Source organism: Cupriavidus sp. 2SB (genome assembly GCF_005503625.1).
Taxonomy (GTDB): domain Bacteria; phylum Pseudomonadota; class Gammaproteobacteria; order Burkholderiales; family Burkholderiaceae; genus Cupriavidus.
On sequence record NZ_SCMX01000007.1, the window covers coordinates 38,466 to 51,331 of the forward strand.

General features: G+C 60.2%; 17 protein-coding genes. All 17 read left to right on the forward strand.

Annotation, left to right across the window (positions count from 1 at the left end; translation table 11 throughout):
- Positions 1–31: 31 nt before the first annotated feature.
- The 17 genes from FFS21_RS04960 (at position 32) to FFS21_RS05040 (ending at position 12,801) form a co-directional block, all read left to right on the forward strand.
- Positions 32–658: a hypothetical protein gene (locus FFS21_RS04960; protein WP_137923824.1), complete on the forward strand. Its 627-nt coding sequence runs from the start codon at positions 32–34 to the stop codon at positions 656–658.
- A gap of 105 nt (positions 659–763) precedes the next feature.
- Positions 764–1,021, forward strand: a complete 258-nt coding sequence (locus FFS21_RS04965) for a hypothetical protein (RefSeq protein ID WP_249359151.1) — start codon at positions 764–766, stop codon at positions 1,019–1,021.
- A gap of 140 nt (positions 1,022–1,161) precedes the next feature.
- Entirely contained in the window at positions 1,162–1,965 is an 804-nt protein-coding gene (locus tag FFS21_RS04970; RefSeq protein ID WP_225934814.1) for a hypothetical protein, read from the forward strand.
- A 92-nt stretch (positions 1,966–2,057) separates the two neighbouring features.
- Complete coding sequence (locus tag FFS21_RS04975) at positions 2,058–2,666, forward strand: GIN domain-containing protein (RefSeq protein ID WP_137923826.1); 609 nt, start codon at positions 2,058–2,060, stop codon at positions 2,664–2,666.
- A 55-nt stretch (positions 2,667–2,721) separates the two neighbouring features.
- Positions 2,722–3,009, forward strand: a complete 288-nt coding sequence (locus FFS21_RS04980) for an HU family DNA-binding protein (RefSeq protein ID WP_029309235.1) — start codon at positions 2,722–2,724, stop codon at positions 3,007–3,009.
- Between the two features lie 45 nt (positions 3,010–3,054).
- Complete coding sequence (locus FFS21_RS04985) at positions 3,055–3,819, forward strand: hypothetical protein (protein WP_137923827.1); 765 nt, start codon at positions 3,055–3,057, stop codon at positions 3,817–3,819.
- Positions 3,816–4,091: a hypothetical protein gene (locus tag FFS21_RS04990; RefSeq protein WP_137923828.1), complete on the forward strand. Its 276-nt coding sequence runs from the start codon at positions 3,816–3,818 to the stop codon at positions 4,089–4,091. Before FFS21_RS04985 ends, FFS21_RS04990 begins: the two co-directional genes overlap by 4 nt.
- A complete protein-coding gene (lepB, locus tag FFS21_RS04995) occupies positions 4,088–5,044 on the forward strand; it encodes a signal peptidase I (protein WP_137923829.1) in 957 nt (318 codons plus the stop codon). The genes FFS21_RS04990 and lepB overlap by 4 nt, the downstream gene beginning before the upstream one ends.
- An 88-nt stretch (positions 5,045–5,132) precedes the next feature.
- The gene (locus FFS21_RS05000; protein ID WP_017510888.1) at positions 5,133–5,369 is read left to right on the forward strand and encodes a hypothetical protein; all 237 of its coding nucleotides are present in this window, start codon (positions 5,133–5,135) and stop codon (positions 5,367–5,369) included.
- Positions 5,370–5,502: 133 nt separating this feature from the next.
- Complete coding sequence (locus FFS21_RS05005) at positions 5,503–5,853, forward strand: hypothetical protein (protein ID WP_137923830.1); 351 nt, start codon at positions 5,503–5,505, stop codon at positions 5,851–5,853.
- 174 nt (positions 5,854–6,027) lie between these two features.
- Entirely contained in the window at positions 6,028–7,965 is a 1,938-nt protein-coding gene (locus tag FFS21_RS05010; RefSeq protein WP_137923831.1) for a DNA cytosine methyltransferase, read from the forward strand.
- Positions 7,966–8,031: 66 nt separating this feature from the next.
- Entirely contained in the window at positions 8,032–8,805 is a 774-nt protein-coding gene (locus FFS21_RS05015) for a hypothetical protein (protein ID WP_249359154.1), read from the forward strand.
- A 74-nt stretch (positions 8,806–8,879) separates the two neighbouring features.
- Positions 8,880–9,701 carry a class I SAM-dependent methyltransferase gene (locus FFS21_RS05020; protein WP_137923832.1) on the forward strand — a complete coding sequence of 274 codons (822 nt, stop codon included), beginning with the start codon at positions 8,880–8,882 and terminating at the stop codon, positions 9,699–9,701.
- 320 nt (positions 9,702–10,021) lie between these two features.
- On the forward strand, positions 10,022–10,423 hold the full coding sequence (locus tag FFS21_RS05025; RefSeq protein ID WP_225934815.1) for a hypothetical protein: 402 nt from the start codon (positions 10,022–10,024) through the stop codon (positions 10,421–10,423).
- A gap of 20 nt (positions 10,424–10,443) precedes the next feature.
- A complete protein-coding gene (gene cheY, locus FFS21_RS05030; RefSeq protein WP_137923833.1) occupies positions 10,444–10,833 on the forward strand; it encodes a chemotaxis response regulator CheY in 390 nt (129 codons plus the stop codon).
- 109 nt (positions 10,834–10,942) lie between these two features.
- Entirely contained in the window at positions 10,943–11,674 is a 732-nt protein-coding gene (locus tag FFS21_RS05035; protein ID WP_137923834.1) for a hypothetical protein, read from the forward strand.
- A 23-nt stretch (positions 11,675–11,697) separates the two neighbouring features.
- Positions 11,698–12,801, forward strand: coding sequence for a tetratricopeptide repeat protein (locus FFS21_RS05040; protein WP_137923835.1), 1,104 nt, complete (start codon positions 11,698–11,700; stop codon positions 12,799–12,801).
- Positions 12,802–12,866: the final 65 nt, after the last annotated feature.

A 12,866-nucleotide genomic window follows, 5' to 3' on the forward strand; every position in this document is an offset into this window, starting at 1 on the left:
CTCACACCGTCTTTTCGAAGCATCCCCACCAATGCCGTTCCTCGCAGCCACCACGTTCTTGCTGTATGCCCACATGATCGCAACTTTCCGCGCGCTTTCGAACCGCGACGGACCGCAACGCATAACTGCCGTGCTGCATTGGCTGGCCGCAACAGTGGGGGCTTGCGCGGTGATCTTCGGCTTCGGCCTAGAGGCAGTTTTCACCGGGGCGCAGCGACCAGGCACCAACCTGAGCGTGCCGCTGTTTTTCGCCTTAGGCGTGCTAACCGTCGTCGTGTTCGGCAAGAAGCTGCTCGCGGCTAGGCACCAGGCCGCGGAAGGGCCCGCAATTCGGGTCGGCATGATCGTCTGGGCCGTGCTTGCCGGCATCTACCTGACCGGGACGACACTCGATCACTGGGTTTTCTTCAGCGACCGAGACAAGTCCGGCATCGGAGACGCACGAGCCCTGGGCGTCGATGACGTCCAATGCGATGGCATCTCTCTCGTGCGAATCGACAGCGAGACGGCGCGGTACCGCTGCCCGACTTCGCTGGTTTGGGGCGGGGTACTGTCGGAGTGGCCGTTCGCGCCGTGGCCCAGCTACCAAGCAGGGGAGAGCGAAAAGCTGAAGCGCGGTATCGAGGCGCTCCACCGTAACGCCGTTCAGGCGCGGTAGCCTCTGGTGCTCTGCACATGGAGCGTTTCACGCGCCTAAAATTCATTGTTGACGTATCGATACGTGTTATGTATCATAAGAACCGCTGAGTAACCGAAAAGGTTGATGCCCACCATGACTCCCCTTGTTGCTGCCCGTGCTGCCCTCGTGATTTGTGCCTTCATCTTCCTGATCGCTTTCCAGCGCCGGAAGCGCCTTTTCACCGTGAAAACGGACAACGCCTCCTCCGTGCCCCCGGACTTCGACGCGTTTGTGACGGATCTGCTGGCCGAAAATCGCCTGACTCTCGTTCTGAGCGGCTTTTTCGCCACTCTCTGCCTCGTGTACGTCGTCTATACGCTGTTCGTGCCTGGCGCCGCCTGACCCCTTTCTCCTCGTATCACCGCTTGCCCGCGTTATGCGGGCTTTTTTTCGCTCGAACATCGTGAGCCTTCCACTGAGGGTGTATTGCTACGCGATATGAAGCGAGATAGGTGGAAATGTGCTTGCCCAGGAGGGAAAAGTTGAAGTCAGTTCGCAGCCTGATCAAGGCAAAGGATGGGGCGGTGCGCTTTTGCGGCGTGGAAATGCCGCCGGAGACCGTTGATGGCCTGCGTGCGGTGCGCCGAGCGGCGTATGCCGCGTCACAGTTTACCGAGGAATCCTGTCGGTCGTTGCGGATGCTCGGTCTCATTGAGCCAGCTGCAGGCGCAAGTACGGGGGAAGGGGGCGATGCCATGCGTGATGGCGCCTCGCTGAAGCTCACCGTGTTGGGTGCCCTGGTGTTGCGCGTACTCGAAAGGCCGGAGGCTATTCGAGAGGATACAAATACGACTGTATTTCCAGCAGATCCGGCCGTCTATGCGCTGGAGGCCAGTGCGGCGATCGCGCTCAGCAGGCTGTTTGCCGACAGGCGCGAAGAAACTCTGGCCATCGAGCTCGCGTTCCAAGCTGGCTATGCCGGCTACCCAAACCTTGAACCATCTCCGTTGCTCGCCAGCGATATCGCACTGGCGAAGAACTGGAAGGCCGGCTGGGGCCAACGCGAGTATGAGTTGCGACCGCTCACGCGAGAGGATCTACAAGCCAAGATCCGCGAGATGTCGGCGCTGGCCAACCAGGGATGTGGCCAGTTCTACGAGCTCTACGAGCAGCGATTCACCAGCATGGTGGATGGATGGCTCCCAGATCTGCGAGACGGCGAAAGGGCGGTTGCTCTTGAACTGTTGAAAGGAGAGGCGTATTCCCCTGATGCCGATGGACACTGGGCCTATGACGCCGAGGAGAACGACATCCATTTTGTGCCCAAGGACGGGGCTCGCGGATGAGCGGTTTTCAGCGTTTGAGAGTTCTCTGGTGCTGCAGCCGCAGGTTGGCTGGCCGGCGATCGAACGAGCCGTCTGGTGACGTCCACCTTGAGATGCTCGCCGAGCAGCGGCAGATCCTGGTTCCGTCCCGCTTACGCGTTGTTGGTCCATTCGATCTGCAGTTCCACCAACTGCCCGACCATCAGCTCAGGCTTTCCGCCAGCTCGCAGGCGCAGCTGCAGGCCGTCAGCACAGTTGTCAGCCAGGGCACCTTGGTGATCGAGGTCGATCCCGGTGCCCACCACGCGTTCGAACATCAGGGACGCGTAGTCGTCGGTATTGCCGCGCCCCAGATCGCCGGCGTTGCCGCGGGCGGCGACGCGATCGTCAGCATCGCCGATATCGACGTGGATGCGCTCGAGATCCAAGGTACCGACTCCAGTGAAGTATCGGCAGGCGGACGCTGCCGGCACCTCACAGTCTCCGCCGGCGGGATGAGCTCGATTGACTGCGAGGCACTGGTCACTTCTCAGGCCGATTGTCACATCACAGAGAACGCTTCCTGCAGAACCTTCGCCCTCGATTCCATTCGCGCGCAGGTATCAGGCCATGCGTCCTTCGCAATTGGCGGCCGTCCACGGAGGGAAGAAATCGCGATCGCGGACGACGGCTACGTCAGCCGGTTGTGGGGTGCCGCCGGCGAGGGACTTGTCTCGCGCTAACGAGTATGGATGGGGCGACGCCAAGTCGCCTCTGTTGCAAACAGGAGAAGGTGTCATGAACAAAGCAGAGTTGGTGGCGAAAGTCGCCCAAGGTTGCGGTCTCACGAAGGTCGCCGCAGAGCGTGCACTTCAGACGGTCTTGTCGGCGATTGAGAACGAGGTCGCCGCGGGTGGCGAGGTGACCATTGTTGGATTTGGCGCATTCCGTGGGGTCACCCGCGCCGCCCGCGCCGCGCGAAACCCTCGCACTGGGGCCTTCGTCGAGATCCCCTCCAGGACGGTACCGACCTTCGCGCCCGGCAAGGGCTTCAAGGACAAGGTTGTTGGCTGGAAGCGCAACTAGGCCGCGGCATTGAACCGCCGTTGTGGCCCCATCAACGGAGACATCGTGACTGCTAACAAATCCACCACCGCCTTGGAACTGGGTTGGCCGCGGCGCCGGCAAGAGACCGGCTACTTCAGCGAAGTCGAGGCGTTGACTGACGGAATCCGCCTGGACGCCGAATTTGCCAAGGAGCCGTGGCTTGTCCTCTGCCAGGTGTCCGATAGCTTTCTCTCGGAAGACTCCGGCATGGATGCCAGAGGCGTGCATGCGCAGGCGTTCAGACTAGGCGAGGCCTTTCCACGCGCGTACGTGGAGTTCGACTTGCTGTCGCCGTGCGCCGGCCAGACCCTCGAGGAGTGGCAGTTCCTGGATGCCTGCGATAGCGCCAGTAGTGCGTTGAGCTCTATGGCGATCGCACTGTCGCAATCGGCCGTGCAGGACGTCGGCCGTTTGCTCGGGTCCGCTCCGATCCTACATCTCTCCCGCATTGAGGTGAGGGCTGACCAGCAAGGTCAAAGGTTAGGCGAGTGGCTCGGCCAGTTCATGCTGAGGTGGCTGTGCTCCTCTTTCGCTCCCGGACTACTGGTCGTGCAGCCATTCCCGCTCCAGTTCGAAAGCTGTTCGCCCTGTGAAGGTACGCCGGCACATGCGGCGTTCCGAGAGGAGTTGGGCGCTGCCACCGCCAAGCTCGCCGGCTACTACTGCCGGACCCTGAACGTCAACGCTGTACGAGAGGGCGATTCCCATCTCATTGGCGCTCTTGCTGGTTGGCGGCTGCTCGTCGACGAGTTCGGGTGGTCTTTGGCACCCCAGAAGGAATCAGAATGAACGTACGGACCATCATCGTGAACTGGCGGCAGAGCTTTCGCCCTTATTTGCTGCTCACAATCGCCTTCAACGTCCTTGCGATTGCATTCCTGCTCGCGTCGGTCGCGATCACGGCCAGGGACCTACTCCACAGGAGCACCTGGTACGTGCGTTTGTGGGCCGCCGCCGAGACCGTCGGCTGGGTATCCGGTGGGCTGGCTGTGCTGTCTGCGGCATGGCTGATTTGCAAACTCGTACGTCGCAAACGACCAAGCAATGGGGGTGTCGCATGAGCCTCTTCCTGTCGGGCTTGGCGCTGACCGCCGCCGGGCCGGCCATGGTGGCTTACGGCCGCCGTCGGGGGGAAACAGACGAGGTCAACAGTAGGCTTCTGTCCCTTGGGTACTCCTGTGCGATCTTCGGCCCGTTCCTGCTGCTGGTCTACGTCGCCACGTTGCCCTCAGCACTGCTTGTGGCAGCTGCGGTGAGCGGCCTTCTATGGGGCGCGGACTGGTTGGCCAAGCGCACTCATGGGCGCCGCTGGACGTCCGGGGTGGCGCGTTACGGGAGCGACGCATTCCTCATGGTGCTGGGCGTATGTCTGGTGAGGTTCTTCGTTGTGGAGCCTTTCGTTGTCCCGTCGTCATCCATGCGGCCGACGCTATCAGTTGGCGACGTGATCATCGTGGATAAGTTCTCCTATGGCATCCGCCTGCCAGTGCTCAACCTCCCGCTGATCCCAATTGGCCAGCCCGCTAGAGGACAGATGATCGTCTTCGAGTACCCGCCCGATCGAAGCCGCGCGTTCGTGAAACGAGTAATCGGAATCCCGGGTGATACCGTCCGCGTCGATGATGCAGGTATCGAGATCAACGGTGAAAGGCTTCTCCAAACTCCCGCCGGCAGCTACACCTACACGAGCGACGCTGGCCACCCCGTGGCGGCCGACCAGTTCGTCGAGCGGCTCGAATCGACGAGGTACCAGTCACTCCACCGGCCCGGAACCCCTTGGGCGGATCTGGCCGCCGTCGTGGCGCTGCATCCCAAAGATGGTTGCGCCTTCGGCAGAGCGGGAATGCAGTGCATCGTGCCCCCGGGCCACTATTTCGTGCTCGGGGACAACCGAAGCGATAGCCTGGACGGCCGATACTGGGGCTTCGTGCCGGACAGCCATCTCCTAGGGAGGGTCGATGCCGTTCTCGGGAACACCAGTGGGCCCCGCTACACAGGGGTTTGGTTGCGCTGAAAGAACATGTTTGCGGCAAAACGATACCTAACAGGTACAAACACGACTAGAATAGCGATCTGATACAACGGCCACACAGGAATTCCCCATGGAACACGTTCGCGCAAACTGGCGCTCCTACTTGCTTGCCCTGATCCTGATCGCGGCGCTGACGATCCTGTTCTGCGTTGTCCTGGGCCCGATGCTGGGCATTGCGCTGAGCGTGATCTCGCCTCTCAAGGTCGTTGTGGTGCTACTTGTCACCGGGGCGCTCCTGCGATATCTCCTGCACTCCGTGGACAAGGTTGATCGGACGCACGTCGAGACGTCCGCGCACGGTCGATAACTACCTGGAAGCCCGATCGTTGCCCATAAGGCCTGCCGAACCGGCAGGCCTTTTTCATATAGCCGCGTGGAGGACATATCAGTCCACAAGGCCCATGGATCGGGTTTGATCACCCATGCTCAAGGAGATACTCATGAATGAAGCAATCACCACGCAAGTAATGGTCTTCACGAACGGTCGGATCGCTATTCAACTCTGGGCTGATGAGGGTCCATACGCCAGGCTGAACGTGAACCTGCCCGATGAAGCCTTCGCGGACGATGAGATCGCCATCAACTGGGATCTCGACGACAGCGTCCTGAAGTCGATTCTTGACCTCAACAAGTTCCAGGAAACCGATCGCGTCGTTCGCTCCGGACACGCAGTTTGTACAGTCTGGAAAGTGGTCTGCCCGGAGATGCTTCAGGAGGCCGCGCAACTGCGCAAGCAGATCAGGCGCCATACGAGCCGCCGGACGTCGATGAGTAAGGCTGCCATGCACTGACAGCTCACTGCACTTAACCCTGCACCACCCCCGCTACGCGTCATCGCGAGCGGGGGTTTTCTTTTGCCTCGCTTGACAAAAGCAAAGAAACAACGTTAGATAACACGTACACATACGGCGCATGAATCGAAAGCGCGCCGCGTTGATCATATGACCTTGGGAGAGACATGTTCTATGCTGCGCGATCAGTTTGACTTTGAGGCATTCGTGAACGGCTATCGGCCGCAGCCGGTGCTTGATCTGGACTCGAAACTGATCGTAGATCTGTTCGCTGGCGGCGGTGGGATGAGCACCGCGATTGAATGGGCGCTAGGTAGGCCGCCGCATATCGCAGTGAACCACTCGGATGACGCCCTGAGCATGCACGCGGTGAACCATCCGCAGACCACTCACTACATCGCCGATGTGTATGAGGTCTGCCCGCACGAGGTTACGAAAGGTAGGCCGATCGGACTGCTGCATTTGTCTCCGGACTGCACTCACCACAGCCAGGCAGCAGCCGGGCAGCCGCGCAGCAATCAGTTGAGAAGTCTCGCTTGGGTCGGCTACCGCTGGGCAGCGCAGGTGCGACCAGAGACGATCAGCTTGGAATGCGTTCGGCAGATCCTGAAGTGGGGTGGGCTTCGTGCAAAGCGGGACAAGGCAACAGGCCGCGTCGTCAAAATTGATGGCTCTGTTGCCGCTCCCGGCGAACATGTACCAGTGCGTCAACAGTTCCTCGTTCCTGATCCGAAAAAGGAAGGCCGGACGTGGAAAAAGTTCGTGAAAAGCATCCAGGAGCTCGGCTACACGGTTGACGTTCACATCGGAGTAGCGGCGAACTATGGCGCCAAGACGACACGAGAGCGCCTATTCATGATCGCTCGTAGGGATGGATTGCCCTACGTAGAGCCAGTGCAGACGCATTTCCAGAATCCGCTTCCAGGCCAAAAGCGGTGGAGAGCTGCTGCGGAAGCAATCGACTTCTCGCTCGAGTGCCCGTCCATCTTCGATCGCGAGTCGCAAGGGAAGAAGCCGCTTGTTGTGAAGACCATGCGCAGAATTGCAAAGGGTACTCAGCGCTTCGTCCTCGAAACGGCCAGCCCATTCATCGTCCCATTGACGCACCATGGTAGCGACCGCATGAACGATATCGAGCTACCGCTTCCCACGATCACATGCGCCAACCGCGGAGAGTTGTCCTACGTCAGACCGGTGTTCGCACCTGTTGGCGGGGAAGGTCGCAAACCGATCAGGTACCGAAGGGTGGTGGGGCGGGCTGGCGGTGCGTCGAACAACGGGCTTGCCGCTGCCCACCTGGTCAAGTTCCGATTTGATTCCACAGGGCTGGAACTTACCAAGCCGCTGCCGGCAATCACCGCCGGCGGAAACGGGAAGGGGCGAGCTGCAGGCGCTGCCCATGCCTTGGGTCTGTCCACCCTCTATCTCGCCCAAATGAATGGCGGATTCAACGACGAACGAGGCACCCCTGGCCACGATCTGCGCCGGCCCATGACGAGCATTACCAATAAGGGAGCCCAGCAGCAGTTGATCAAGCACTCCCTGCACCCATTGCATGCCGCCGAGCCGGGTTTGGTGGCGACGCACTTGACTCACCTCCGACGGAACTGTGATGCACGTCCTGTGGACGAGCCGGTTCGGACGATCAGTGCAGGGGGGCAACACCACGGGCTTGTCGAAGCTCACCTTGCCGCTCGATGCTCGGCTGCTGCGAGGCCGAAGCTCTCCCTGGCGGATGAGAGGCGGGCGCTGCGAGTGGCACGGTTCTTGATCGAGCACGAGAGCGTTGACCTTGCGGGCAGGTCGCCGGAGGAACTGACGAGGGAAGAGCTCCTGGCATTGGTGACGGTAGTTGTGGATGGCCGGCAGTACGTCATTGTCGATATCGGCTTGCGAATGCTGCAGCCACGTGAGCTGTATTCGGCGCAGGGCTTCCCACTCCACTACGAGATCGAGGTGGGGCACGACGGCCGTGTCTTTACGAAGGAAAAACAAGTCCGGATGTGCGGAAACAGCGTCTCGCCTCACCACGGTGCCGCAGTTATCGCGGCCAATTGCGCCCATCTGCGCGTCTTCTCAGGCGAGGACGAGCGGCGACAGAGGGCCGCGTGAACGCTCCAACCAGCCACGGCCCGATAGCCACTTTCCCGTCGACAAGCACAAACAATGGAAGAAACTATGCCTGATTCCAGCACGCCCACAGGCACAGCCGATGACTCGATCGTCATCACGCAAATGATCCCCCTCAGGGTCGGTCTCACGCGCAAGCATTTCCGGCGCCTTCGCTGGTACTTCATGGGGAACCACCACCCGGCTACCGGCCGGCCGGACCCCATCGATCTCGACTTGCTCGGTGCGGGTTTGATTGAGCGGGTTCCGAACCCGAGATCCGAGCCCAAGTTCGTGCTGACGAAAGCGGGAGACCAGGAGCTCGCCCTCGAGCATCGACGGGAGATCGGGCGGAGAGCTGGCCACCACGACTTCGGCTCCCGCCTAGCGGGATGGCTCCGCCAGCAAGGTCGCATGACCTGGGAAAACATCGAGTTCAAGGTCACCTCTCCAGACGTGGTGACGATACCTGGAACGGCCATAGAGGTTCCGGACTGGGTCTCCATCGTCAGGCCGGACGTCTTTTCTCTCGCCAAGTCGTACAACCCCGACCGGATGAACCCGTGCATCCACGAGGTGAAGGTGTCTCGGGAGGATTTTCTGGCCGATCTGGCAAAACCCGAGAAGCGGCGAGGGTACACACATCTGTCCGAAGTCTTCTACTACGCATGCCCCGAGGGGCTGATCCAGCTCGAAGAGGTCCCCATCGGCTGCGGGCTGGTCTACGAGATTGAGCCTGGCCACTTCGAGGTGAAGAAGAAGCCGAAGAAGCGGAAGATGGTTTTGTCACCGCGGCATTTCATGAACCTGATCCTCAAGCCCGGCAACCTCAATCGCTTCTAGGGCTTCCCTTTGTTACTTGACTAAAGTAACGGTAACACGTAACAATACACCAACTGAAGCGCGAACTAAACAGAATGAACGACCAGGACAAGATTCGCCAATTGGGACAGTACCCGACGCCCGCGTGGGCGGCGGAGCGGCTTGTCGAGCGGTACTTCGGCGACCTCGGGCGAGACGACCTTGTTATCGAGCCGGCCTGCGGCCCTGGCGCTTTCCTTGGGGCAATTCCGACCGGTGTGCCGGCGATCGGCGTTGAGATTGATCCACTGGCGGCCGAGTGCGCGCGAGTCGCGACCGGACGCGAGGTAATCACTGGTGACTTCTGCACGGTCGACTTGGAGGCTAGGCCCACGGCAATCATCGGCAACCCTCCGTTCAAGCTGGCACTGGTGGACAAATTCCTTGCTCGCGCGCACGCATTGCTGCCGGAAGGGGGAAGGGTTGGATTCCTTCTGCCGGCCTACGCGTTCCAGACCGCAAGCCGCGTAGTGGATTACAACCAGTATTGGACCATCGCGCAGGAGCTCGTGCCGCGGAATGTGTTCGACGGCTTGCGGCTCCCCTTGGTGTTCGCGCTCTTTCACAAGGAACGCCATCGCAGGCTTCTGGGATTTGCCTTGTTTCACGAGACCGTTGCCGTACACCGCATGCAGGATGACTACCAGGTCGTTCTGAAACAAGGGAGCGGCCCGATTTGGCGGAAGGTTATCGAGCTCGCGCTACGCCGTTTGGGAGGTGAGGCCAGCCTGGCTGATATCTACGAAGAACTGCAGCGCAACCGCCCAACTGAAACCCGTTGGTGGAGAGAGAAGATCCGTCAAACCTTACGGCGTTATGCCGAGGTCTTCGTTGTGAAGGGGGAGGGGCGGTACGCGCTTTCCGAAGGATTCATGTGAAGAGCATTGACGCTGACATGTATAACCAGTCGCTGTGGAGAAAAGTATGGGTGCTTACCTTCTGATCATTGTCATGACAACCGCCCACGGAGTCATAGTGAAGACCGAACACGTCGCAAGTTTGGCTGCATGTAACGCGGCGGCTACCTCCGTTAGGAAGCAGACTGCAGACTTGGGTGTCGGTGTGTCCAAGGACCCCTGGAAGCAGAAGCAGTACGTGTCTGTCGACTGTGTAAAGAACCAGTAGCTCTAGCACCGGGACAAACACAGTTCCCGCTCCGAGCGGTTCCCGAAACTCATCAAATCTGAAGAGGCTGCACTTGAAGAATGCTCTCAAATGCGCGTTGGCCGCAACGCTCCTCGGCCTGACGCAGGCCGCCAACGCGATTGAAATGAATCTGGCGTCGACAGACGCGGTCGTGGACAAGGCCAAGTTCACGGAGGTAGTGACCCAGTTCCTTCCCGCCAAGGTCCAGGCCCTTGATTCGAACTACAGGCTGATTGGAGTCATGGAGACCGCATCCTATCGGGACGGAGAGCGGTTCTTCTACTACAGCCTGATGCTCCACAAGAAGGTGATCGACCGCGACAGTGGCAAGACGTACTGGGCCGTTACCGGCGGCATCCGTGCGCATGGCATCACCGCCGGCGGCGAAGAGTTGATCAAGCATGTACGTGAAGACCTCGTGCTGGGCGCCAACTCATTCCCCATGGATCAATAAGACGCCGCAGGATTGCCCGGATGAACATGAATCGAAAGTTCCTTGTGGTTGACGACTTCGCCACGATGCGTCGCATCGTTCGAAACTTGCTCAAGGACATTGGCCACTCGAATGTCGAGGAGGCGGAGGACGGCGTCGATGCATTGGAGAAGCTGGAGGCTGGATCGTTTGACGTTGTCCTGACGGATTGGAACATGCCTCGCATGGACGGGTTGACCTTGCTCCAAACGCTTCGCCAATCTGAGAAGTACTCCGGCGTGCGCGTGTTGCTGGTCACCGCCGAGGGCAAGAGGGACAACATCATCGCAGCGGCTCACGCCGGCGCCGACGGCTACATCGTTAAGCCCTTCACCGCGGCGACGCTGGGTGAGAAGCTCGACCGGATCTTCGGTCGGCTCGGCGAGGCATGAGCGGGCGGGGCTACTCGTTTGTCTCGGAATCAAATACCAGGACGTGTTGTGTAGCGAAACGTCCGTCGATGAATCAAGAAAGGTCGACGGCATCGCACTACGGGAGTGAATGATGAACTATCACCGCTGGATCTGCATGCTATTGCTGGCTCTAGCCGCAGTCGGGGTCGCTGGCTGCACCCAAAGTGCGCCGGTAGAACAAGTGTCTGTCTTCGATCGGGCAAAGGCCGAATCTGATGGAAACAAGGCCATTGAAATTCTGGAGGCTGAGTTGGGCAGGACTGATCCTGACACCACGAGCATCTGCGGCTTCCCGAGGATTTGCGGGGAAGCCTTTCGTGCATACCGACGGGATCTGTATGTTGCACTGGATGCGCGGGCTGCAGAGCTGGCGCCTGTGTTGGCAACGGATCAACTTCTGAGGTACGTGCGGACCTATGAGATGAAAGCCAGCCGTGAAGCTGTTGCTGCACAGATTGTCGAGCGGGCCAAGAAGGCTGAAGGAAAGCCTGGCGACGTTCCGCTGTTGGATGATGCTGCATCGCTTCTGGCTGAAGGAAGGTCCGTGCTGAGAAATCGCGATGTCGCCGTAGCATTCTTCGAACGCTCATGGTTGGCTGGATCGACGTACGCGGCCAAAGGGCTAGGCGATCTCTACCTTAAATCGGGGGACTTAGACAACGCCTATCTCTGGTCGGTCAGGAACAAGACGCCTGGCGTGGTCTGGACTAGCCGCATTGATGGTTTGTCGCCGGAAGCGATCCATAACGCCGAGGCCGTAGCGTCAAACAAGTCGATTTTGTCTATGCGTGCCGACAAGAAAGGAGGGCCACGTACGTGAGGGCGAATGCGAAGCACCTCTGCGTGGCAGTCACTCTTCTGGTGATGTCCGCGGTGGCACTTGCGATGCCGTCGCCAGCCGATGTGGCCAGCGCAGTGAGATCAGAGGACTGGTCCAAAGCTGAGTCGCTTCTCGGGGAGGTTCTGCGGGAGCGCGAATCGCCGAAAGCGCACTACCAACTCGGCCAGGTCTATGCACACCAGTTCCGGCACGCTGAGGCGCTAGCGGAGTATCGCAGGGCGAAGGAAATTGATCCGTCGCTCAAGTTTGCATCATCGCCGAAGCTGTTCGAGGCTATGGTCACCCGAGAGGAGGCGCTTGTCGAAGGCAAGCTCGACGCCGGCGCATCAAGTTTGCAAGGCACGGACGTCTCCCACGAGACACCGGCCATAGAGGGCGCGTCGAGTGCTGCCCAGCTGCAGGCAACCGACACGCCTGCCAGCCAGCCGCAAGTGGTGACCGTGCTTGAGGACTGGGAGGGCCGCATGCTGTGGCTCATCGTTCCAGCGGCACTTTTGATGGTGGTCGCCGTCCTAATGGGGATCGTCCGAGTCCAGACGAGCGATCGGCCACGAAGCATAGCCCGGCTGCCCGATGAACTGGAGGCCTTGTTGAAGCGTTTGGACTCTGCGGAGGGTGTGTGCAAGGCGGCTTCGTACCCAACCGGCAAGAAGGATCTGATTCTCGAGTCCATCTGGAGGCTGCGCGAAGACGTGGAGCGGACAGTGTCTCAGTGGCGGCACGGCACATCGATAGAGGGAGTGATGCCGGCGCTCGTGGCCAGGGCCTCACGCTTAGAGACGGCCGCGGAAACCGGGGTCGTGACTACTCCCCCTGTGGCGGGCCCTGGCGATCATCGCCGAGTCGGGCCAGCGGTGGTGACGAGTCGACCTATTGCGCAGTCGATCGCGCCTCGAGCGGCAGTGCACAACACCGAAACGCAACGCGAATCGTCGGGCGGCGGCTTCCTTACCGGTGTGGTGGTCGGCGCCATGTTGAGCGGCTCCTCCCCCGTCAGAAGCGCGGAAAACCGCGATGAATCCAGCGGACGGTATGACGGGAGCGGAAATGGCGGCGGCGGAAGTGGAGGGCCCACGTTCGATGGCGGAACCGGAGGAGATTGGTAACCGGCTCAGCTCTGCTAGGTGTCCAAATTCTTGAAGAACGAGTGAAGATGCAATCGCGAACGATC

Excerpts from the sequence above, each read along its gene's own strand:
- FFS21_RS05015 (WP_249359154.1), top strand. The coding sequence starts at position 8,032 with ATGCCTGATTCCAGCACGCCCACAGGCACAGCCGATGACTCGATCGTC.
- FFS21_RS05020 (WP_137923832.1), top strand. The coding sequence starts at position 8,880 with ATGAACGACCAGGACAAGATTCGCCAATTGGGACAGTACCCGACGCCC.
- FFS21_RS04960 (WP_137923824.1), top strand. The coding sequence starts at position 32 with ATGCCGTTCCTCGCAGCCACCACGTTCTTGCTGTATGCCCACATGATC.
- lepB (WP_137923829.1), top strand. The coding sequence starts at position 4,088 with ATGAGCCTCTTCCTGTCGGGCTTGGCGCTGACCGCCGCCGGGCCGGCC.
- FFS21_RS05000 (WP_017510888.1), top strand. The coding sequence starts at position 5,133 with ATGGAACACGTTCGCGCAAACTGGCGCTCCTACTTGCTTGCCCTGATC.
- FFS21_RS05035 (WP_137923834.1), top strand. The coding sequence starts at position 10,943 with ATGATGAACTATCACCGCTGGATCTGCATGCTATTGCTGGCTCTAGCC.
- FFS21_RS05010 (WP_137923831.1), top strand. The coding sequence starts at position 6,028 with ATGCTGCGCGATCAGTTTGACTTTGAGGCATTCGTGAACGGCTATCGG.
- FFS21_RS04965 (WP_249359151.1), top strand. The coding sequence starts at position 764 with ATGCCCACCATGACTCCCCTTGTTGCTGCCCGTGCTGCCCTCGTGATT.
- FFS21_RS05005 (WP_137923830.1), top strand. The coding sequence starts at position 5,503 with ATGAATGAAGCAATCACCACGCAAGTAATGGTCTTCACGAACGGTCGG.
- FFS21_RS04990 (WP_137923828.1), top strand. The coding sequence starts at position 3,816 with ATGAACGTACGGACCATCATCGTGAACTGGCGGCAGAGCTTTCGCCCT.
- cheY (WP_137923833.1), top strand. The coding sequence starts at position 10,444 with ATGAACATGAATCGAAAGTTCCTTGTGGTTGACGACTTCGCCACGATG.
- FFS21_RS04975 (WP_137923826.1), top strand. The coding sequence starts at position 2,058 with ATGCTCGCCGAGCAGCGGCAGATCCTGGTTCCGTCCCGCTTACGCGTT.
- FFS21_RS04980 (WP_029309235.1), top strand. The coding sequence starts at position 2,722 with ATGAACAAAGCAGAGTTGGTGGCGAAAGTCGCCCAAGGTTGCGGTCTC.